The 20,695-nt window shown below is 62.4% G+C and carries 16 protein-coding genes; 3 read left to right on the top strand and 13 right to left on the bottom strand.

Going from position 1 to position 20,695, the window contains the following annotated elements; genetic code table 11:
* Nucleotides 1-16: 16 nt before the first annotated feature.
* The 7 genes from phoR to pstS all read right to left on the bottom strand — a co-directional run bounded on the left by phoR (nt 17) and on the right by pstS (nt 6,734).
* The gene (gene phoR / locus IGS55_RS12525; protein ID WP_128139852.1) at nt 17-1,333 is read right to left on the bottom strand and encodes a phosphate regulon sensor histidine kinase PhoR; all 1,317 of its coding nucleotides are present in this window, start codon (nt 1,331-1,333) and stop codon (nt 17-19) included.
* 11 nt (nt 1,334-1,344) lie between these two features.
* The gene (locus IGS55_RS12520; protein ID WP_034755074.1) at nt 1,345-2,034 is read right to left on the bottom strand and encodes a response regulator; all 690 of its coding nucleotides are present in this window, start codon (nt 2,032-2,034) and stop codon (nt 1,345-1,347) included.
* A gap of 5 nt (nt 2,035-2,039) precedes the next feature.
* Complete coding sequence (phoU, locus tag IGS55_RS12515) at nt 2,040-2,750, bottom strand: phosphate signaling complex protein PhoU (protein ID WP_034778131.1); 711 nt, start codon at nt 2,748-2,750, stop codon at nt 2,040-2,042.
* Nucleotides 2,751-2,798: 48 nt separating this feature from the next.
* Nucleotides 2,799-3,581 (bottom strand): phosphate ABC transporter ATP-binding protein PstB, encoded by a 783-nt coding sequence (pstB, locus tag IGS55_RS12510; protein WP_230518769.1) that lies wholly within the window; start codon nt 3,579-3,581, stop codon nt 2,799-2,801.
* Between the two features lie 38 nt (nt 3,582-3,619).
* Nucleotides 3,620-4,507 carry a phosphate ABC transporter permease PstA gene (pstA, locus tag IGS55_RS12505; RefSeq protein ID WP_139091291.1) on the bottom strand — a complete coding sequence of 296 codons (888 nt, stop codon included), beginning with the start codon at nt 4,505-4,507 and terminating at the stop codon, nt 3,620-3,622.
* The gene (gene pstC, locus IGS55_RS12500) at nt 4,504-5,475 is read right to left on the bottom strand and encodes a phosphate ABC transporter permease subunit PstC (protein ID WP_223278949.1); all 972 of its coding nucleotides are present in this window, start codon (nt 5,473-5,475) and stop codon (nt 4,504-4,506) included. Before pstC ends, pstA begins: the two co-directional genes overlap by 4 nt.
* A 209-nt stretch (nt 5,476-5,684) precedes the next feature.
* On the bottom strand, nt 5,685-6,734 hold the full coding sequence (pstS, locus tag IGS55_RS12495; RefSeq protein ID WP_128139855.1) for a phosphate ABC transporter substrate-binding protein PstS: 1,050 nt from the start codon (nt 6,732-6,734) through the stop codon (nt 5,685-5,687).
* 271 nt (nt 6,735-7,005) lie between these two features.
* On the opposite strand from pstS, the gene ppk1 reads away from it, so the two are divergent.
* The 3 genes from ppk1 to IGS55_RS27880 all read left to right on the top strand — a co-directional run bounded on the left by ppk1 (nt 7,006) and on the right by IGS55_RS27880 (nt 9,919).
* The gene (gene ppk1 / locus IGS55_RS12490; RefSeq protein ID WP_034755061.1) at nt 7,006-9,099 is read left to right on the top strand and encodes a polyphosphate kinase 1; all 2,094 of its coding nucleotides are present in this window, start codon (nt 7,006-7,008) and stop codon (nt 9,097-9,099) included.
* Between the two features lie 25 nt (nt 9,100-9,124).
* Nucleotides 9,125-9,583 carry a phosphohistidine phosphatase SixA gene (gene sixA, locus IGS55_RS12485; RefSeq protein WP_070304180.1) on the top strand — a complete coding sequence of 153 codons (459 nt, stop codon included), beginning with the start codon at nt 9,125-9,127 and terminating at the stop codon, nt 9,581-9,583.
* Nucleotides 9,584-9,790: 207 nt separating this feature from the next.
* On the top strand, nt 9,791-9,919 hold the full coding sequence (locus IGS55_RS27880) for a hypothetical protein (RefSeq protein ID WP_256267160.1): 129 nt from the start codon (nt 9,791-9,793) through the stop codon (nt 9,917-9,919).
* A 71-nt stretch (nt 9,920-9,990) separates the two neighbouring features.
* Here the strand turns inward: IGS55_RS27880 and IGS55_RS12480 are convergent, their stop codons facing one another.
* The 6 genes from IGS55_RS12480 to IGS55_RS12455 form a co-directional block, all read right to left on the bottom strand.
* Nucleotides 9,991-11,112, bottom strand: a complete 1,122-nt coding sequence (locus IGS55_RS12480; protein WP_230518768.1) for a polyamine ABC transporter substrate-binding protein — start codon at nt 11,110-11,112, stop codon at nt 9,991-9,993.
* Between the two features lie 171 nt (nt 11,113-11,283).
* Nucleotides 11,284-13,890 (bottom strand): ATP-dependent chaperone ClpB, encoded by a 2,607-nt coding sequence (gene clpB, locus IGS55_RS12475; RefSeq protein WP_230518767.1) that lies wholly within the window; start codon nt 13,888-13,890, stop codon nt 11,284-11,286.
* Nucleotides 13,891-14,011: 121 nt separating this feature from the next.
* Complete coding sequence (gene moaE, locus IGS55_RS12470) at nt 14,012-14,485, bottom strand: molybdopterin synthase catalytic subunit MoaE (protein ID WP_230518766.1); 474 nt, start codon at nt 14,483-14,485, stop codon at nt 14,012-14,014.
* On the bottom strand, nt 14,482-17,067 hold the full coding sequence (locus IGS55_RS12465; protein ID WP_230518765.1) for a DUF349 domain-containing protein: 2,586 nt from the start codon (nt 17,065-17,067) through the stop codon (nt 14,482-14,484). The genes moaE and IGS55_RS12465 overlap by 4 nt, the downstream gene beginning before the upstream one ends.
* A 190-nt stretch (nt 17,068-17,257) precedes the next feature.
* A complete protein-coding gene (locus tag IGS55_RS12460) occupies nt 17,258-17,890 on the bottom strand; it encodes a hypothetical protein (RefSeq protein WP_230518764.1) in 633 nt (210 codons plus the stop codon).
* A gap of 116 nt (nt 17,891-18,006) precedes the next feature.
* On the bottom strand, nt 18,007-20,688 hold the full coding sequence (locus tag IGS55_RS12455; protein ID WP_230518763.1) for a bifunctional acetate--CoA ligase family protein/GNAT family N-acetyltransferase: 2,682 nt from the start codon (nt 20,686-20,688) through the stop codon (nt 18,007-18,009).
* Nucleotides 20,689-20,695 lie beyond the last annotated feature (7 nt).

The following is a 20,695-nucleotide window of genomic DNA, read 5'->3' as shown; positions in this document are numbered from 1 at the left end:
TGGCGCCCCCTGTGGCCTACTTGACCAGCAATTCGCCCTGCAGCGGCGTGACGACGGACTTGGGCATGCTGACGATAAAGCTGCTGCCCTTGTCGGCCACGGACTGGATGGCCAAGGAACCGCCGTGGCGCAGCAGCACGTGCTTGACGATGGCCAGGCCCAGGCCCGTGCCCTGGGTTTCGCGCGAGCGGCTCTTGTCGACGCGGTAGAAACGTTCCGTCAGGCGCGAGATATGCTCCTGGCTGATGCCGATGCCCGTATCTTGCGCGATGAATTGCGGTCCCGCCGGACCATCCTGCCAGCGCAGGGTGATGGTGCCGCCGGCCGGCGTGTAGCGCACGGCGTTCGACGCCAGGTTGCCGAAGGCGCTGTACAGCTCGTCATAGCTGCCCAGCACGTCCGGGCCGTCGCATTCCATGGTCACCTCATGCTTGCCGGCTGACAAACCCTTGGCGTCGCGCAAGACTTGCTGCATCAGTTTCTTGATATCCACGGGCTCGGGGCGCAGCGGGTAGTCGACCGATTCCAGGCGTGACAAGGTCAGCATGTCCTCGATCAGATGCTGCATGCGGTGGCCCTGCTCCGTCATCAGCTTGAGGTGGGAGGCGCGCGTGGTGGCGTCCAGATCCAGCTCGGCGGAAGCGATTTCCAGGAAGCCGACGATGACGGTGAGCGGCGTGCGCAGTTCGTGCGACGCGTTGGCGATGAAGTCGCGGCGCATCATTTCGATGCGTTCCGTCTCCGTCACATCGTGCGTGACGAGGATCTGGCGGCGGTTCTCGAAGGGAATGATTTGCACGATCAGCTTGCGGTTGCGGAAAGTGATCGTCAGCGGCTGGTCGTAGCGGCCCAGGATGATGTAATCCATGAACTCGGGGCTGCGGATCAGGTTGGTCACGCGCATGCCCTTGTCGCGCTCGTGCGTGAGACCCAAGTGTTTCTCGGCGGCGGGATTGCACCATTCGAGGAACAGCACGTCATCCATGATGACGACGCCGTCGGGCAGCAGATGCATGGCTTGGCGGAAACGCGCCAGCCATTCCGTCAGCTCGGCCTGGTTTTTCTCGTCGTCGCGGCGCATGCGGTACAGGCGCGCGAAAATACTGGTCCAGGCGCCCCAGCCGTCGGGCAGCTTGGCGCTTTGCGGATTGTCCAGCCAGTTACTCAGCTGGAACAGATACGACAGCTGCACGAACACCATCATGGCCATCAGCACGAAGGCGATGCCCAGCGCATACGTGGCGCCAAACAGATACCAGACGACGGCCACGCCCAGCAGCGCCAGCACCATGCGCAAGGCGGCTGGTACCCAGAACAGCAATTTCGGATTCATAGAGTCAAGCTTTACTTTTCAGACAACATGTAGCCGACGCTGCGCACCGTCTTGATCAGGCTTTCCGCCTCTTTCAAGGCCTTGCGCAAGCGCAATACGTGGACATCGACCGTGCGTTCCTCGATCACCACATGGTCGCCCCACACCTTGTCGAGCAGCTGGCTGCGCGAAAACACGCGCTCCGGATGGGCCAGCAGGAATTTCAGCAGCTTGTATTCGGCATGGCCGATATCGATCTTCTGTTCATCCATCATCACCGTGCAGCTGACGGGGTCCAGCGCCACGTTGCCGGCGCGCATGGGCGCCTGCGCGTGTTCCGGACTCTTGCGTCGCAAGAGCGCCTTGGCACGGGCCAGCAGTTCGCGCGGCGAGAACGGCTTGGTGACGTAATCGTCGGCCCCGCTGTTCAGGCCGGCCAGCTTGTCTTCTTCCATGCTCTTGGCGGTGAGCATGATGACGGGGATGGCGGCGAAATTGCGGTCGGCGCGGATGCGCGACAGCAGGCGCAAGCCTGTTTGATCCGGCAGCATCCAGTCCAGCAGGATCAGGTGCGGCGTGCGGTGCTGGATGAATTCCCAGGCATCGGCGACGTTTTGTACGGAACAGCAATTCCAGCCGGATTCGCGCAGCGAATAGGTCACCAGTTCAACGATGGCCGGCTCATCTTCAACAATCAATACCGTGGTTTTATCAGATGCCATAAAGCTTACTCAGGGAGCTCCTCGGAAATGGCGGGAGCAGCCACCTTGGTGTGGCGGATGTCCTTGCCTTCAACCACGTAAATCACGTATTCGGCGATGTTTTTCGCATGGTCGCCGATCCGTTCGATGGCCTTGGCCACCCACAGGGTGTCGAGCGCCGCCGAAATCGTGCGCGGGTCTTCCATCATAAAGGTAATCAGGTTGCGCATGATAGACCGAAACTCATGGTCGATGATGGCATCTTGCGCAATTAATTGTAATGCCTGTTTGCCATCGTTGCGCGCGAATGCGTCGAGCGCGTCGTGCAGCATGTCGGTGGCCGTATTGGCAATGCCGCGCACCATCTCGTAGTGATTGACGACGCCGTTGCCCCGCTTGTGCAGATTCTTCGCCACGCGGGCGATTTTCGTCGCCTCGTCGCCTACGCGCTCGAGGTCGGTGATCACCTTGATGGTGGCCATGATGGTGCGCAAATCGTTGGCGGCCGGCTGGCGGCGCACGATCAGATGGCTGCACGCGTCGTCCAGCGACACTTCCAGCTGGTTGACGACGTCGTCTTCGCGCATCACGCGGTCGGCGCGTTCCGGATTGCCGATGCGAAAGCATGTCATCGCGTCGAGGAACTGGGTTTCAACGATGCCGCCCATCAGGAGCACTTTCGAGCGGATCGCTTCGAGTTCGTTGTCGTATTGCTTGGATGAATGTTCGCCTATCATGCTGTCTCTCCGTATTCAGTTGTCTTGTATATCGTTATTCCGGGCGGATCAGCCGAAGCGGCCCGTGATGTAATCCTGCGTTTCCTTGCGGGCCGGATTCATGAAGATCTGGTCCGTTTCGCCGAATTCCACCAGTTCGCCCAAATACATATACGCCGTGTAGTCGGAGCAGCGCGCCGCCTGCTGCATATTGTGCGTCACGATGGCGATCGTGTAATCCTGTTTCAGTTCGCTGATCAGCTCTTCCACCTTCGACGTCGAGATCGGGTCCAGCGCCGAGGTCGGCTCATCGAGCAGCAAGACGTCCGGTTTCACGGCCACGCCGCGCGCGATGCACAAACGCTGCTGCTGGCCGCCCGACAACGACAGGCCGCTCTTGGTCAGCTTGTCCTTGACTTCGCCCCACAGCGCGGCCTTTTTCAGGGCCCACTCGACGCGCTCGTCCATCTCGCCCTTCGACAGGTCTTCATACAGGCGCACGCCGAAGGCGATGTTGTCGTAGACGGACATGGGGAACGGCGTCGGCTTCTGGAACACCATGCCGACCTTGGCGCGCAGCATGTTGACGTCCTGGTCCGCGTCGAGCACGTTGCGGCCGCGGTACAGGATCGAGCCTTCCGCGCGCTGGCCCGGGTACAGGTCGTACATGCGGTTCAGGGTGCGCAGCAGGGTCGACTTGCCGCAACCGGACGGGCCGATGAAGGCCGTGACCTTCTTCTCGTGGATGTCCAGGTTGACGTTATGCAAGCTTTGCGTTTTGCCGTAAAAAAAGTTCAGGCCCGAAATCTCGATGGTTTTTTTCTTTGGTGCCAGGTCTTGTGCTGGATGCATTTGCGTATTCATATGGGTTCGCTTCGCTCGGTATCTGTTTAATTAGGGACTTTTTGGCTGAACACGGTGCGCGACAGGATATTCAAGGCCAGCACGCTGAAGGTGATCAGCAGTGCGCCGCCCCAGGCCAGCGAGCGCCAGTTGTCGTACGGGCTCATCGCAAACGATGCGATGACGGACGGCAAGTTGGCCATCGGCGCATTCATGTTGAAGCTTTGGAACTGGTTATTCAGGGCCGTGAACAGCAGCGGCGCCGTTTCGCCGGCGATGCGGGCCAATGCCAGCAGTACGCCGGTGATCACGCCAGCTTTCACGGCGCGCAAGCGCACGAGGGTGGCGACTTTCCAGCGCGGCGCGCCGAGGGCAAACGCGGCTTCCAGCAGACTGTTCGGCACCAGACGCAGCATATTGTCCGTCGTGCGCACGACCACGGGCACGGCGATCAGCGACAGCGCGATGGCGCCCGCATAACCGGAGAAGTGTTTCACATGCGCCACGTACAGCGCATACACGAACAGGCCGATGACGATCGATGGCGCCGACAGCATGATGTCGGTGACGAAACGCGTCACTTGCGCCAGCTTGTTTTCTTCACCGTATTCGGCCAGGTAGATGCCGGCCAGGATGCCGATCGGGGTGCTGACGACAGTCGCCAGGCCCACCATCAGGGCGCTGCCGACGATGGCGTTGATCAAGCCGCCGCCTTCGCTGCCGGGAGCCGGCGTCGTTTGCGTGAACAGGTCGATGGACAAGGCGCCAAAGCCCTTGATCACCAGGGTGAACAGAATCCACACGAGCACGGCCAGGCCCAGGGCCATGGCGGCCACCGACAGGGCGATGCCGACACGGTGCATCAGCAAGCGCTTGCGGTAGACGGGGTTCATGGCCGGCTTGGCCGGAACGTCGAGAGTGCTTACTTGGCTCATTTCGTGCCTTCCTTGCGGGACATGCCAGCCAGCATCAGCTTGGCGGCGGATAAGACGATAAAGGTGATGACGAACAGGATCAGGGCCAGCGAGAACAGCGAGGACACGTGCAGCGCCGATTGCGCTTCGCCAAATTCATTCGCCAGCAAGGAGGTGATGCTGTTACCGGCGGCAAACAGCGACCACGACAGTTTATTCGCGTTGCCGATGACGAAGGTCACGGCCATGGTTTCGCCCAGCGCGCGGCCCAGGCCCAGCATGACGCCGCCGACGACGCCGGTCTTGGTGTATGGCAAGACGATCTTGCGCACCACTTCCCAGCGCGTGCAGCCCAGGCCGTATGCGGATTCCTTCAGCACGGCAGGAACGATCTCGAACACGTCGCGCATCACGGAAGCGATGAAGGGGATGATCATGATGGCCAGCACCAGGCCGGCCGTCAGCAGGCCGATGCCCATCATGGGGCCGCTGAACAGCTGGCCGATGACGGGCACGTTGCCCAGGGTGGCTTTCAGGATGGGCTGGACGTGGTCCGCAAACAGGGGCGCGAACACGAACAGACCCCAGATGCCGTAGATGATCGATGGCACGCCGGCCAGCAGCTCGACAGCCGTGCCCAGCGGGCGGCGCAGCCAGGCCGGGCAGATTTCCGTGAGGAACAGGGCGATGCCGAAGCTGACGGGAAAGGCGATCAGCAAGGCGATGATCGACGTCACCAGGGTACCGATGATGGGGATCAGGGCGCCGTACTGGTCATTGACGGGATCCCATTCCGCGGACACGATGAAATGCAGGCCGAAAGTCTTGAAGGCCGGTATCGATTCCATGATCAGCGAAATGATGATGCCGACGAGGACGATCAGCACCGACAGGGCGAACAGCATCGTCACCTTGTGGAACATGAAATCCTGGAAGCGCTGCTTGCGCATGGTGGAAAGCATTTGCGCGTGACTGATGGAATCGGTCATGGTGCCGCCTGGCATGGGGATCGTGGAGGAGGTAGATTGTGCGCTCATAGTGTGCCATATGGGTGGTACTGCAGGTACTGCTATTTTTATCGTGCTCTTTTAGCCGGGAACGCCTGCAAGGGCTTGCGGGCGGTCCTGGCTAACTCCCTGCCCCGCCGTGCTGCTGGCGGGGCAAGGATGTCAGGTACTTACATGGTCAAGCTATCGAATTAATAGATGGCTTTGCCCGATGCGTCTTTCAGATTGGCTTTCCACGACTCTTGCACCAGTTTCACGACCGATGCCGGCATTGGCACGTAGTCCAGTTCAACGGCAGCGGCGCCACCGTTTTTGTAGGCCCAGTCGAAGAATTTCAGGACTTCTTTGGCCTTGGCTGCGTCAGCCTGGACTTTGTGCATCAGGATGAACGACACGCCGGTGATAGGCCAGCTGTTCTTGCCAGCCTGGTCGGTCAGGACCACGCCGAAGCCCGGGGTTTGCGTCCAAGGTGCCGAAGCGGCTGCCGCCTTGAAGTTTTCGTCGTCAGGTTGCAGGAAGTTGCCGTCCTTGTTTTGCAGCTGGGTGTGCGACATCTTGTTTTTCTTGGCGTAAGCCCACTCGACGTAGCCGATCGAACCTTTGATACGCTGCACATTGGCGGCGACGCCTTCGTTACCCTTGCCGCCCACGCCCACGGCCCATTTCACAGCCGAGCCAGCGCCGATTTTCGATTTGAATTCCGGATTGGTTTTCGACAGGAAGTCGGTGAACAGGAACGACGTGCCCGAACCGTCGGCGCGGTGCACCACGGTGATTTCCGAGTCAGGCAGCTTGACGCCACTGTTCAGTGCGGCGATTTCAGGCGCGCTCCACTTGGTGATCTTGCCCAGATAGATGTCGGCAACGACTTTACCCGTCATTTTCAGCTGGCCTGGGGCCACGCCGTCCAGGTTGACGATGGTGACCACGCCGCCCATGATGGCCGGGAACTGCATCAGGCCCGCTTCTTCCAGCTCTTCCGCCTTCAAAGGCATGTCCGAAGCGCCGAATTCAACAGTTTTGGCCTTGATTTGCTTGATGCCAGCGCCGGAACCGACGGACTGGTAGTTCAGGCCATTGCCCGTGTTGGCTTTGTACGTTTCAGCCCATTTGGCGTAGATCGGGTACGGGAAGGTTGCACCAGCACCTGTCATATCTGCCGCCATGACGGAAGCGGAAGAAAATGCCATCGCTGCCGAAGCACCCACGACGATAAATTTGAACATTTGCTTCATTTGCATATCAAGTCCTCAGGGTTGTTAGGGCTCAAAGTCCCGGTTGAATGCTGCGCAGTCTAGCAAGCGAATATGACAGCTTTATGACATGGGTAAAAAATCCTGAAATAATTGCCTACGCCCCGGGGATTGCCATTTTCGGCGCGAAAAATGACAGCGTGGGCGACGCTTTATGACAGCTTATGTCACGCTTACGTCATATTTCATGATTACACTCACAACGCGTCATACATGATGAAATACGGCTAGAATTAACTATCTGCAAAGACAAAAGAATATGAAACCTGAACTGCACACGGAAGTGACCAAATCGGGCATCCTGCTTGACCGCGAGCTGTCGCAACTGACTTTCAACCGGCGCGTGATGGCCCAGGCGGAAGACCCGAACATTCCGCTGCTCGAGCGCCTGCGCTACCTGTGCATCGTCAGCAGTAATATGGATGAGTTCTTCGAAGTGCGCGTGGCCAGCCTGCTGGCGGCCGGCAGCATTGGCGGCTCCCTGGCCGGCCACCCTGCCCTGGCGGCCAATCTGGAGCGCATCGGCAAGGAATGCCATGCGCTGGTGGAACGCCAGTACGAGATATTAAATAGCGAAGTCTTGCCGGCCCTGCGCGAAGCGGGCGTGCATTTGCTGCGCGACAGCGACCGCAACGAGGCGCAGCGCGCCTGGGTCAAGCAGTATTTCGACCGCGAAGTACGCCCCCTGCTGACGCCCATCGGCCTCGACCCGGCCCACCCATTCCCGCAGGTGGTCAATAAAAGTCTCAATTTCATCGTCTCGCTGAGCGGCAAGGATGCGTTCGGGCGCGGCACGGCGATCGCCATCGTCAAGGCGCCACGCGTCTTGCCGCGTGTCATCAAGTTGCCGGACGAGATTTCCGGCGATGGCGTGTCCTTCTGTTTATTGTCGTCCGTCATCCATGCGCACATTTCCGACCTGTTCGCCGGGCGCGAAGTGATTGCCTATTCGCAATTCCGCGTCACGCGCGACAGCGACCTGTGGGTGGACGAGGATGAAGTCAAGAATCTGCGCCAAGCCCTGAAAGGCGAGCTGGTCGGCCGCCAGTTCGGCACTTCCGTACGCCTGGAAGTGGCCCGCAATTGCCCGCCAGAATTATCGCAATTCCTGCTCGACCAGTTCAGCCTGGATCAAAGCCGGCTGTACCGTGTCAACGGCCCCGTCAATCTGGTGCGCCTGTCGGAAATGATCGACCACGTCAAGCAGCCCGAGCTGCGCTTCCCGCCGTTCTTCCCCGGCCTCGCCCATAAAGCCATCGGCAACGACATCTTTGCCGCGCTGAGCAAGCACGACATCCTGCTGCACCACCCGTACCAGTCGTTCCAGACGGTGATCGACTTCATCCGCAGCGCCGCCTACGATCCGTCCGTCGTCGCCATCAAGCAGACGATCTACCGCACGGGCATGAACTCGGACCTGATGGAGTCGCTGATCACGGCGGCCAAGATGGGCAAGGAAGTAACCGTCATCGTTGAATTGATGGCGCGTTTCGACGAAGAAGCCAATATCAACTGGGCCGACAAGCTGGAACAGGCGGGCGCACAAGTCGTGTACGGCGTCGTGGGATTGAAAACCCATGCCAAGGTGGCGCTCGTCATCCGCCGCGAAGAAGGCGCGCTGCGCTTCTATGCCCACTTGGGCACCGGCAACTATCACCCGACGACGACCAAGCTCTACACGGACTTCGGTTTGCTGACGGCCAACCAGGACCTGGCCGTGGAAGTCAATGAAGTCTTCATCCACCTGACGAGCCTGACCAAGCCGCACAACCTGAACCACTTGTGGCTGGCGCCGTTCGGCCTGCAAAGCGAGATCATCAAGGCCATCCGCAACGAGGCGAAGATCGCCCGTTCAGGCCGGCGCGGACGCATCATCGTGAAAGTCAACGCGCTGGTCGATGAATCCGTGATCCGCGCCCTGTATGCGGCCTCGACCGATGGAGTGAAGATCGACCTGATCGTGCGCGGCGCCTGCACCCTGAAGCCGGGCGTGCCTGGCCTGTCGGAAAACATCAAGGTGCGCTCCGTGATCGGCCGCTTCCTCGAGCACAGCCGCATTTACTACTTCCGCAACGACCTGGCGCACGATGTCTACCTGGCCAGCGCCGACTGGATGAGCCGTAATCTGTTCCGCAGGGTGGAAGTGGCGTTCCCCGTGCTGGACCGGGCGCTGAAACGGCGCGTGATCGCCGAGGGCTTGAATCCGTATTTGAAGGATAATACAAATGCATGGGAACTGGAGCCGACCGGCCATTACGCGCGCCGCAAGCCGCGCGGCAAGCAAACACCGTTCAGCGCCCAGCAATACCTGATGCACACACTGGGCACGCCGGGCGCGGAGGTCGGCGAATAGGCAATTCTACACAGAGGAGTACAGCATGGATCTCATCTTGTGGCGACACGCAGAAGCCGAGCCGGGCGTCCCCGACCTCGAACGCGCCCTGACCGTCAAAGGCCAGAAGCAGGCGCGCCGCATGGGGGAATGGCTGGCCTCGCAACTACCGGAAAATTGCCGCATCCTCGTCAGCCCCGCCCTGCGCACCCTGCAAACGGCGGAAGCGCTGGGGCGCAAGTTCAAGCTGATGCCGGAACTGGCGCCCGGCGCCGAGGCGGAAGACATCCTGAAGGCGGCCAACTGGCCCGGCGGCAAGGAAACCGTGCTCATCGTCGGTCACCAGCCGACCTTGGGCCAGGCCGCCGCGCTGCTGCTGACGGGCGAGGAACAGGAATGGGAAATGCGCAAGGCCAGCGCCTGGTGGTTTTCGCAGCGCGAGCCAGGCGACCCCGTCAGCGTTTATTTAAAAGCCGTGATGGCGCATGATTTGGTCGTGAAATAGGCCACGGGGTCAGACCCGCCGGGTCTGACCCCGGATTGAAATGCGCAAAAAGTGCGCTGGGACAAATACTAGTGGCGTTCGCAACTCAGCAGCCTTGTAAAGCGCTGCCGATCTGCTAGAGTTTAATTGCATCAACTACGTGCAAGAGCCCTGCTCCCGCACATTGAGCAACCCAGCGGACAGCCGTCCAACGGCGGCTGAAAGACCATGTTAATCACCTTCCTCGTTTTTCTCTTCATCGCCATCTTCGCCGCCATCATCGGCTTTGTCGCCTTTGAACTGGTCGAAGAAATGCGCGGCAGCCACCATAAGCTGATGGACCGCTATCACGAGTAGCGCTCACCCCGGCACTATCGCATGGCGCCAGCGACGGTCAAACAGGCCCGTCCCTCGCGCCATCATCGTTTTTATACTCCCGTTTTGAACTTCGTATAGATGCGCGTCATCAGCCGGCGGATATCGGCCGTGGTCGCTTCTGGCGCGGCCATGCGCTGCTTGTCCGCGTCCGACAGGAAGATGGCCTTGTTCTCGCCGATGTCCTTGCGCACATATTTGATGCTGGCCAGATTCGGATTCGCATAAAACACCTTGTTGCTCAGGCTGGCATGCACTTGCGGACGCAAAATGTAGTTGATGAACAGGTGCGCATTGTTCGGATGCGGTGCGTCGGCCGGGATGGCCATGGTGTCGAACATCAGCGCGGCCGTCTTCGGCACCAGCACCTGGATCACATTGCCGTTCTTCGCGTCGATGGCGCGCTGGCGCGCGATATTGATGTCGCCCGACCAGCCCAGCGCCACGCAGACGGAACCGTTGGCCATGTCATTGATGTAGCCTGAGGAGCTGAACAGCGTCACGTAGGGACGGATCGCCTGCAGCACCTTGCCCGCTTCCTGGTAATCGGCGGCCGTTTTCGAGTACGCGGGCTTGCCCAGGTATTGCAGGGCGGCCGGCAGCACTTCCGACGGCGAGTCGAGGAAGGACACGCCGCACGATTTCAGCTTGGCTGCATATTTCGGGTCGAAGATCAGTTCCCACGCGTTGTCGGGCATGGGCATGCCGCCCAGCGCGGCCTTGACCTTGTTGACGTTGATACCCACCGTCGTGTAGCCCCACAGCCAGTCGACCAGGTAATCGTTGTTCGGGTCGATCTTTGACAGCTTCGCCTGCAGGTTCGGGTCCAGGTTGCCCAGGTTCGTCAGCTTGCTCTTGTCGAGCTTGCGCAGCAGGCCCGCATCGATCTGCAGCCGCGCCCACTGGGCCGTCGGCACGACGATGTCGTAGCCGGACTTGCCCGCCACCAGTTTCGCATTGAGGATTTCGTTGTTGTCGAAAACGTCGTAGCGTACCTTGATGCCCGTTTCCTTCTCAAAATTCTTGATCGTATCGTCGGCGATATAGTCCGACCAGTTATAGATGTTCAGGACCTTCTCTTCCTGGGCCTGAGCCTGGGCAGACAAGGCCAGCATGGCCGCAGCCAAGGTCAGTCCCAGTCCAATGCGCCGTCCTGCTTGCCATGTGTTTGCCATCGTACCGCCTCCGGAATTAGTCAGAAAATAGTGACGATGATAGCAAGAAGGGCGCGATCAGGTCTAGCCCGATCGCGCCCTGCTTTCACCGCTGGGGTCAGACCCCCAATACCGCCAACGCAAAGTTCAGCGCTAACAATAACGAGGGTCTGACCCCGGCCTTTGCCAACATTACACCTTGTCCAGCCCCACTTGCGCACCCGTAAACACCAGGTTGCCGTTCTGGGCGTCGATGCGGATCTCGTCTTTCGGACCGAAGCGGCCTTCGAGGATCAGCTTCGACAGCGGATTTTCGATCTGCTGCTGGATCGCCCGCTTCAAAGGACGGGCGCCATACACCGGGTCGTAGCCCGCTTCGGCGATTTGCTGCAAGGCCGCGTCCGTCAGGCTCAGCTGCATGTCCATGCGCGCCAGGCGTTCTTCGAGAATCTTCAGCTGGATCTTCGCGATCGCGCCGATGTTTTTCTCGTCGAGGCCGTGGAACACGACGATTTCGTCGATGCGGTTGACGAACTCGGGACGGAAGTGCGAGCGTACTTCGGCCATCACGGCCAGCTTCACGACACCGGGATCATCGCTTTCCATCGCCTGGATTTTATGCGAGCCCAGGTTCGAGGTCATGATGATGACGGTATTCTTGAAGTCCACCGTGCGGCCCTGGCCATCCGTCATGCGTCCGTCGTCGAGCACCTGCAGCAGCACGTTGAAAACGTCGGCATGCGCCTTTTCCACTTCGTCCAGCAGAATCACGCTGTACGGCTTGCGGCGCACGGCTTCCGTCAGGTAGCCGCCCTCGTCGTAGCCCACGTAGCCCGGTGGCGCGCCGATCAGACGGGCCACGGAATGCTTCTCCATGAACTCGCTCATGTCGATGCGGATCATCGATTCTTCCGTATCGAACAGGAAGGTCGCCAGCGCCTTGCTCAGCTCCGTCTTGCCGACACCGGTCGGCCCCAGGAACATGAAGGAGCCATATGGACGGTTCGGATCGCTCAAGCCGGCGCGCGAGCGGCGGATGGCGTCGGCGACGGCCGTGATCGCTTCATCCTGGCCCACGACGCGCTCATGCAGCTTCTCTTCGATGTGCAGCAGCTTGTCGCGTTCGCCCTGCATCATGCGCGACACGGGTATGCCCGTCGCGCGCGACACCACTTCGGCGATTTCCTCGGCGCCCACTTCCGTGCGCAGCAGCTTCGGCTGATCGGGGTCGAGTTTCGGCATGCCGCTGTCAGCCTGCTTGAGCTGGGCTTCCAGCTGCGGCAGCTTGCCATACTGCAGCTCCGACACTTTCTGCCAGTTGCTCTCGCGCGTGGCCTGCTCCATCTGCAGCTTGACGTTCTCGATCTCTTCCTTGATGTGCGTGCTGCCCTGCACCACGGCTTTTTCCGCCTTCAGGATTTCCTCGAAGTCATTGTATTCGCGCTGCAGCTTGACGATCTCTTCCTCGATCAGGCCCAGGCGGCGCAACGATGCTTCGTCCTTTTCCTTCTTGACGGCTTCGCGCTCGATCTTGAGCTGGATCAGACGGCGTTCCAGCTTGTCCATCACTTCCGGCTTCGAATCGATCTCGATCTTGATCTTCGCCGCCGCCTCGTCGATCAGATCGATCGCCTTGTCGGGCAGGAAGCGGTCCGTGATGTAGCGGTGCGACAATTCCGCCGCGGCAATGATGGCCGCGTCCGTGATTTCCACCTTGTGGTGCAGCGCGTATTTATCCTGCAAACCGCGCAGGATGGCGATCGTCGCCTCCACGGTCGGTTCGTCGACGAGCACTTTCTGGAAGCGGCGTTCCAGCGCGGCATCCTTCTCGATGTACTTGCGGTACTCGTCGAGCGTGGTCGCGCCCACGCAGTGCAGCTCGCCGCGCGCCAGCGCGGGTTTCAGCATATTGCCCGCATCCATCGCGCCGTCGGCCTTGCCCGCGCCCACCATGGTGTGCATCTCGTCGATGAAGACGATGGTTTGCCCTTCATCCATGGCCAGTTCCTTCAGCACGGATTTCAGGCGCTCTTCGAACTCGCCGCGGAATTTCGCGCCGGCAACCAGGGCGGCCATGTCCAGCGCCAGCACGCGCTTGCCTTTCAGGGACTCGGGCACTTCGCCATTGACGATGCGCTGCGCCAGGCCTTCGACGATGGCCGTCTTGCCCACGCCCGGCTCGCCGATCAGCACGGGATTGTTCTTGCTGCGGCGCTGCAGGATCTGGATGGTGCGGCGGATTTCATCGTCGCGGCCGATCACGGGGTCGAGCTTGCCCTTGCGCGCCCGCTCCGTCAGGTCCAAGGTGTATTTTTTCAAGGCTTCGCGCTGGCCTTCGGCCTCTTGCGAATCGACCTTGTTGCCGCCGCGCACGGCGTCGATGGCCGCTTCCAGGGCCTTGCGGGTCAGGCCGTTTTCGCGCGCCAGCTTGCCGCAGTCGGACTTGTCGTCCGTCATCGCCAGCAAGACCATTTCGCTGGAGACGAACTGGTCGCCCGCCTTTTGCGATTCCTTGTCTGCCAGGTTCAGCAAGGCCACGAATTCGCGGCTGACCTGCACGTCGCCGCCCGTGCCCGATACCTTGGGCAAGCGTTCGATCGAGGCGCCCAGGGCTTTCGACAGGCCGCCCACGTTGACGCCGGCACGCTGCAACAGCGAGCGGGCGCCGCCGTCGTCCTGGTTCAACAGGGCCGTCAGCAAATGGACTGGTTCGATATAGGGGTTGTCATTGCCCACGGCCAAGCTTTGCGCATCGGCCAGGGCTTCCTGTAATTTGGTAGTGAGTTTGTCTTGTCGCATGAAAAGCGCTCCCGGTTAATTAGTTGTTAACCAAATTGGGGTGAGAGAGTACTTTTCAAGCATACACAAAGCAGAAAACCGATGCATTTGGGCAAAAGCTACGGTGCGGGGCAGGCACGCTTCAAATGGCGCTTGCTTTTGCGGCCCACTTGTTTAACGCCGTCTCATCGCTGTCGCGCGCATCGACCCAGCGCGCCCCTTCGGGCGTGTCTTCCTTCTTCCAGAATGGCGCTTCCGTCTTCAGGTAGTCGATGATGAACTCGCAGGCGGCGAAGGCCTCGCCCCTGTGGGCGGCCGAGACCGCCACCAGCACGATCTGCTCCTGCGGCAGCAGGGGGCCTACACGGTGGATCACCAGCGCGCCGGACAGGGGCCAGCGGCCCCGCGCCTGCTCGACGATGGCTACAATGGACTTTTCCGTCATGCCCGGATAGTGCTCGAGCTCCATGGCCGCCACGTCCAGTCCTTCGTTCATGTCGCGCACCGTGCCGACGAAGCCGACGACGGCGCCCACCTTGGGGTTGCCTGCACGCAATTGTGCGATTTCTTGACTCAAGTCAAAATCAGCTTGCTGGACGCGCACGGTGGTACTCATTTGACGTTGCCTCCGATACGGCGCAGCAAGGTTTCGATGCGGCTGGCCGTGCGCGCATCGGTGGCGGCCGCGATCGCGCACAGCTGCATCAGCTGCGACACTTGCGTGAGCGGCTTCTGGCCTGATTTCAGCGACGATTGCAGCACCTCCACCTGCATTTTCAGGCGGTCGCGGGCAAACTCGGCGCCGCTGTCGACGCCGGCGACGATTTCCAGGCGCAACACTTCGTCGAGCAAGCGCTCCTGGTTTGCCTGCAATTGCCGCACGTAGGCGGCGCTGCCCTCGCCCAGCGCGGCCTGGGCGGCGGCAAAGCGCTGCTGCAGGCTGCGTTCGTACTGGGTGTCGAGCGGCGGCAAGGCGCTCCAGCGCTCGCTCCATGCTTGCGCATCGGTGCCAGCGCCATCGGCCAGTGAACCTTCCAGCGATTGCACCAATCGCAGCTTGTCGCGCAGTGCATTGGCCTGAGCGGCGCCGGCCCGTTCGGCGATGGCGTCCGCCTGCGCCTGCACGCCGGCGACGGCCGCCTGGTAACGCTGCTCGATCTTCGCTTCGCTAGCGCGCGGCACGGGACCCGTGGCGTTCCAGGCGGCGCGCGTGTCGCGCAGCAAGTGGTTGATGAAGGTGGTGCGGCTCTTGTCGTCGCCCTCGGGCACGATGGCCGTTTCCAGCGCGGCGCACAGCGCTTCGCGCGCATGCAGGTGTTCGCGGCGCTCGTGGTCGGCCGCGTGGGCCGTTTCCTTGCGCTTGGCGAAGATGTCGTCGCAGGCGGCGCGGAAACGCTGCCACAACGCCTGTTCCGCGCGGCGTTCGAGCGGCAAGGCTTTCGCCAGTTCCTGCCATTTATCCTGCAAGGCTTTCAGCATGTCGACCGTGTTGCGCTCTGACGGCTTGAGCAAGCCCACTTCGACGATCAATTGTTCGCGGCGCGCCGTCTCGATCTGGCGCTGCGTATCGAGCGGCTTCGACAGGGCATCCAGCGCGGCGCCAAATTCCGCATCCAGACGTTTCTTTTCCTTGCGGTCGATGGTGCCCAGGCGCGTCCACGCCTGGCGCAAGCGCTGCGAGGCGGATGCGACGTGTTTCCAGTCGGTGCTCTCCTCGGCCGCCAGGGCCGCCGTTTCCGCGATCAATTCCTGGGCCTTGGCCGCATTGCCGTGGCGCTCTTCGGCCAGTTGCTTGAAATGCTGGGCCGCCGGCGCATAGGCCACGCTGCAGGCCGCGTCGAAACGTTCCCACAGGGACTTCGGTGCGGGGCCGGACAGGGTGTCGAGCGACTTCCAGCGCTCGCGCAAGCTGCCCACTTTCTTGGCCAGCTCGGCCATTGGGAGTTGCTGCGCCGGCAATTCCTCGCCCGCCTTGACCAGTTCCTCGCGCGACACGTTGCCGCCCCAGCGCGCCCAGTCGGCCAGGCGCTTGAACTCTGCGCGCACATGGGCCAGGCGGTCCGCTTGCGCCGGCGTCAAACGGCCGTGCTTGGTGTCGCGCAAAGTCTTGTCGTGTTCGGACGCCACGTGCAGCAAGCCATCCTGCAGGGCCGCTTCCATGGCGTCGAGCGTCTTGAAGAATTGCTCCGTCGCTTCTTTCGACACGGGCGCGTGTTCCTGGCGCGGCTTGCGTAATACAGGTATAGATACAGGCTCGGCATGGGCCGCTGCGGCCTCCGTCGTCGCTTGCACGGGCGCCGGCGCGCTGGCCAGCACGGCCGCAAATTGCTGCTGCAAGCTGTCGGACAATGGCGACTCGGGCAGGCGCGGCAAGGCTTGCCATGCGCGTTTCAAGACATCCACGTCGAGGGTGGCGGCGTCCTGCGCCTGCCATTCGGCCAGCGCGGCCTGGCGCGCGTCGAACACGGCCTGGTGCTGCTGCAGCGCCTGCAAGGCGGACTGCGCCTGCTCGCGCGCCTGCGTGAAATCGGTTTCCAGGTGTTTCGGCAAGGAGGCGCGCTCGGGCGATTGCGCATGCTGCGCATGTTCCGCGTCCAGGCGGGCCAGCGCCTGCGCCAGCTCGCCGGCGGACTGGCCGCTGGCAGCCAAGGCGCGCGCGGCGGCGACGGCGTCGATCACGGCACGCTGCAGCCCCACTTGCGCTTCCAGGCGGGCGGCCAGCGCGGCGCGCGCGGCGGCAAACGCCGTCGCCAGCTCGGGCGTGGCCTTGATGACTTGCCATTGGCGGTCCAGCTCGGCCACCTGGTTCGGGCTCAGTTTTTCATCGTTCAACAGGCGCTGGGCCGTGGCGATGCTGGCCTGGGCGCGTTGCGTCTCGGCTGCCTGGTGGCGGATCAAGTCGATGCGGCCCTGCATCAGTTTGGCAACGCGGCGGTCCGTGTTGCGCATGGCGTGGTGGACTTTTTCCAGCAAGGGCAAGGCGTGGACGTGTTCGGCCGCGATCAGACGGGCATCGGCAAATTCGCTGGACATGATGAAATCGGCAGCGGCGGCTTCGTCGCCGGCCACAGCATGGGCACGCGCAACCTGTTCGGCGCGGCGCGATGCGCTCTGCGCCGAGGCGGCGGCCTGTTCTGCCACGACAGGATCGGGTGCGGCAGTCTTGCTGGCAGAACGCTTGAAGAGAAATTCGAACATGACGGGTTTCGCGTGGATCAAAACCACCATCATAACAAAGCCCGGGGTATTGCATCGGACAGGTATGTACAAGTTACCAAATCAGTAACATAGTGAGCAAGCTGGCATTTCTCCTATGAGAGCGCCAGTGCAAAACCAGGGACGCGGCCCCGGCGCAAACGGGCGAACGGGGTGTGCGCTCGCTCCCCGTTCAAGCCTGTGCGCGCAGCGGCTGCGGTGGCACGGGCGACGCGGACTCTGTGCCATCCGCCATCGTTTCGGCGCTGCCGCCGGCTGCCGGCAAAACAAAGGGCAGCACCTGCGCCTTGCCACGGCGCGCTTCCTGCGCGCGCGCGTCATGGGCGAGGAACTGGTAGGCGATGGCAAACCACGTTTCACCGACGATGACCTTGCGCGCCAGCGCGAACAGTTCGCGCTCTTCTTTTTCCAGGCGCTGCAGCAAGGCCGCACAAAAGGCGTCGATGGCCGCGCACAGCTGCTCGGCCTGCGATTCGGAATGGTCGATGGCGGCGCCCGCGCGCTGCTGCACGACGTTGATGCTTTCCAGCGCCGCATGGTTCAAGCCGCTGAGCTCATTGAGCAAACCGTCCGCATGCGGCGCGGCCTGGCGGATGGCGGGGATCAGATACATCTCCACCTTGCGCCAGTAGCCCCCTTGGTACAGCCGGCTCAGCCAGTCGCCCGCATACTGCAACTGGGCCAGATTGAGCCTGCTCTGGTGGCGCAGCTGCACATGCATGTATTTCTGAAAAGCCAGCAGACTCATGCGGATGCTGGCCTGTTCCACCGACAGGGAAACCAATATATATGTTGCCGTAAGCATGCACTCACTCCCGAAAATGGGCTGGATGTCTGATCCTGGAAGTGAAAGTGTAAAGACTACCGACAGCGGCCGGTTTGATCCTGCACAAACCCGCGGCGGGCCAGCCGCGCTTTCTTTTACGGCGCGCGCAAGCCGATATGCAGATTGACAACGCCAGGCTCTTCCGATGGCGTGACGTCCCCGCCAAAGCTTTTCACCAGCCGCTGCATGCCCTTGTTGCGCGCCATGGCCTCGCCCACCAGCGCTTCCGTGCCACGGCTGCGGAAGTAGTCGACGAGCTTCTCAAACAGGATGTGGCCCAGTCCCTTGCCTTTCAGGGCCGAGCGCACGGCGATGGCGAAGTCGGCGTGGATGTTGTCCGGGTCGGCCACGGCGCGCACCACGCCCAGGGTTTCCGGCTTGCCGTCCGGGCCCGTGTGCGTGGCGATGAAGGCCATGGCGCGGTCGTAATCGATCTGCGTCAGGCGCGCCAGCTGCGACACGGGCAGCTCGCGCATGGACGTAAAGAAGCGCAGGCGCACGTCGTCCGGGTCCAGCGCGTGGAACAGGTCCAGGTGCTGCGGCGCGTCTTCGGGGCGGATGGGGCGCAGCAAAATCGGCTGGTCCATCCACGTCACCTGCTCTTCCAGTTCCTGCGGATACGGGCGGATGGCCAGACGGTCGCGCTGCTGGCCCGGTTGCAAGCGGATGCGCGCGTCGAGGGCGATCACGCCATCGGCGTCGGCCACCAGCGGGTTGATATCGAGTTCGGCCAGCTCGCCGATGTCGGCCACCAGTTCGGCCACCTGGATCAGGGTGTAGCAGATGGCGTCGATGTCGGCCGGCGGCTGGTTGCGGTAGCCGGCCAGCAGTTTCGACACGCGCGTGCGCGCCAGCATGTCGCGCGCCAGCACCATGTTCAGCGGCGGCAGGCCGATGGCGTGATCGGCCGTCACTTCCACGGCGATGCCGCCCTGCCCCACGAGGATCACGGGGCCGAAGGCGGCGTCGGTCGTCACGCCGACGATCAGTTCATGCGATTGCGGCCGGCGCGCCATCTGCTGCACCGTGAAGCCGTCGATCAGCGCGTCGGGCCGCATGCGGCGCACGCGCTTGAGCATGGCGGCGGCGGCCGTGCGCAGGATGTCGGGCGTGTCGAGGTCGAGCGCCACGCCGCCCACGTCGGATTTGTGGGCGATGTCGGGCGAATGGATCTTCAGCGCGACGGGATAGCCGATGTCGGCCGCCACGGCCAGCGCCTCTTCCACGTCGGCCGCCATGCGCGTGGTGGCGACGGGAATGCCGTAGGCGGCCAAAATCTCTTTCGAGCGGCATTCGCCGAGCACCGTCTGGCCGGCCGCCAGCGCGGCGGCGACGATTTCGCGCACGCGCGCGCGGCGCGGCGTGGCCGACATGGGCAACTGCGCCGGCACCTGCATCAGGGTTTCCTGGTTGCGCCGGTACTGCACGATCTGCATGAAGCCATGCACGGCCTTTTCCGGCGTGTCGTAGGTGGGAATGCCGGCCCGGTTGAAGACCTGGCGCGCGGGCGCCACGGTGGTGCCGCCCAGCAGGCATGACAGCACCGTGCGCGAGGTGGCCTTGATCAGCGGCGTGACGGCTTCGGCGATGTCGATCGACGAGACCATGGCCGTGGGCGCGTGCAGCAGCAGCAAGGCGTCCGCCTGCGGCTCGTCGAGCAGCGGCTTGATGGCGTCGGCATAGCGCTGCACGGCCGCGTCGCCGGGCAAGCCCACGGGGTTGTCGTGCGACCAGCCGCGTGGCAGCGCCTTTTCCAGCGCGATCACGGTGTCGGGCGACAGCTCGGCCAGCTTGCCGCCGCCGCTCACCAGCGCATCGGTCGCCATCACGCCCAGGCCGCCGCCGTTGCACAGGATCGCCAGGCGCTCGCCGCGCTGCGAGCGGATGTGCGTGAGGGTTTCCACGGCGTCGAACAGTTCTTCGGCCGAATACACGCGCAGCATGCCGGCGCGGCGGATGGCCGCGTCGTACACGGCGTCGGAACCCGCCAGCGCGCCCGTATGCCAGGCCGCCATGGCCGCGCCTTCCGCCTCGCGCCCCGCTTTCAGGACGATCACGGGTTTGCTGCGCGCGGCCGCCCGCGCGGCGGACATGAATTTGCGCGCCGCCTGGATATCTTCCATGTACAGCAGGATGGCGGCCGTGTCGATGTCGCCGGCCAGGTAGTCGAGCAGGTCGCCGAAATCGATGTCGTAGCTGGCGCCGAGCGAAATGAACTTGGAAAAGCCCACGCCGTGCGCGTTGGCCCAGTCAAGCACGCCCGACACGAGCGCGCCCGACTGCGACACGAAGGCGATCTTGCCGTTCGTCGCGCCGACATGGGCGAAGCTGGCGTTCAAGCCCAGTTTCGGCACCAGCAGCCCCATGCTGTTGGGCCCCAGGATGCGCAGCAAATGCGGTTTTGCCGCCTTCAGCATGGCCAGGCGCAGCGACTGCTCGCGCACGGGGTCGAGGCCCGACGTCATGACGATGGCCGCGCGCGTGCCCAGCGCGCCCAGTTCGCGGATCAGCGCCGTGATGGTGGCGGGCGGCGTGCAGATGATGGCCAGGTCCGGCGCCTTCGGCAAGTGCGCCAGCTTGCGGTAGCATTTCAGGCCCATCAGTTCGTCGTACTTGGGATTGACGGGCCAAAGATCACCTTTGTACTGCGCGCCTTGGTCGCCGCCGCCCAGCAGGTTGTACAGGGCGATGGCGCCCAGCTTGCGCTCGCGCGCCGTGGCGCCGATCAGGGCCACCGAGGCCGGCTTGAACAGCTTGTCGAGATTACGGATACTCATGTTCTGG

It is taken from the genome of Janthinobacterium sp. EB271-G4-3-2 (assembly GCF_020858035.1).
GTDB classification, from domain to species: Bacteria; Pseudomonadota; Gammaproteobacteria; order Burkholderiales; family Burkholderiaceae_D; genus Janthinobacterium; species Janthinobacterium aestuarii.
This window is presented reverse-complemented; position numbering and strand designations above follow the sequence as displayed.

Excerpts from the sequence above, each read along its gene's own strand:
- IGS55_RS27880 (WP_256267160.1), top strand. The coding sequence starts at position 9,791 with ATGTTAATCACCTTCCTCGTTTTTCTCTTCATCGCCATCTTCGCCGCC.
- pstA (WP_139091291.1), bottom strand. The coding sequence starts at position 4,507 with ATGAGCCAAGTAAGCACTCTCGACGTTCCGGCCAAGCCGGCCATGAAC.
- sixA (WP_070304180.1), top strand. The coding sequence starts at position 9,125 with ATGGATCTCATCTTGTGGCGACACGCAGAAGCCGAGCCGGGCGTCCCC.
- phoU (WP_034778131.1), bottom strand. The coding sequence starts at position 2,750 with ATGATAGGCGAACATTCATCCAAGCAATACGACAACGAACTCGAAGCG.
- IGS55_RS12455 (WP_230518763.1), bottom strand. The coding sequence starts at position 20,688 with ATGAGTATCCGTAATCTCGACAAGCTGTTCAAGCCGGCCTCGGTGGCC.
- pstB (WP_230518769.1), bottom strand. The coding sequence starts at position 3,581 with ATGCATCCAGCACAAGACCTGGCACCAAAGAAAAAAACCATCGAGATT.
- IGS55_RS12520 (WP_034755074.1), bottom strand. The coding sequence starts at position 2,034 with ATGGCATCTGATAAAACCACGGTATTGATTGTTGAAGATGAGCCGGCC.
- IGS55_RS12460 (WP_230518764.1), bottom strand. The coding sequence starts at position 17,890 with ATGCTTACGGCAACATATATATTGGTTTCCCTGTCGGTGGAACAGGCC.
- pstC (WP_223278949.1), bottom strand. The coding sequence starts at position 5,475 with ATGACCGATTCCATCAGTCACGCGCAAATGCTTTCCACCATGCGCAAG.
- pstS (WP_128139855.1), bottom strand. The coding sequence starts at position 6,734 with ATGCAAATGAAGCAAATGTTCAAATTTATCGTCGTGGGTGCTTCGGCA.
- IGS55_RS12480 (WP_230518768.1), bottom strand. The coding sequence starts at position 11,112 with ATGGCAAACACATGGCAAGCAGGACGGCGCATTGGACTGGGACTGACC.
- clpB (WP_230518767.1), bottom strand. The coding sequence starts at position 13,890 with ATGCGACAAGACAAACTCACTACCAAATTACAGGAAGCCCTGGCCGAT.
- ppk1 (WP_034755061.1), top strand. The coding sequence starts at position 7,006 with ATGAAACCTGAACTGCACACGGAAGTGACCAAATCGGGCATCCTGCTT.
- IGS55_RS12465 (WP_230518765.1), bottom strand. The coding sequence starts at position 17,067 with ATGTTCGAATTTCTCTTCAAGCGTTCTGCCAGCAAGACTGCCGCACCC.
- phoR (WP_128139852.1), bottom strand. The coding sequence starts at position 1,333 with ATGAATCCGAAATTGCTGTTCTGGGTACCAGCCGCCTTGCGCATGGTG.
- moaE (WP_230518766.1), bottom strand. The coding sequence starts at position 14,485 with ATGAGTACCACCGTGCGCGTCCAGCAAGCTGATTTTGACTTGAGTCAA.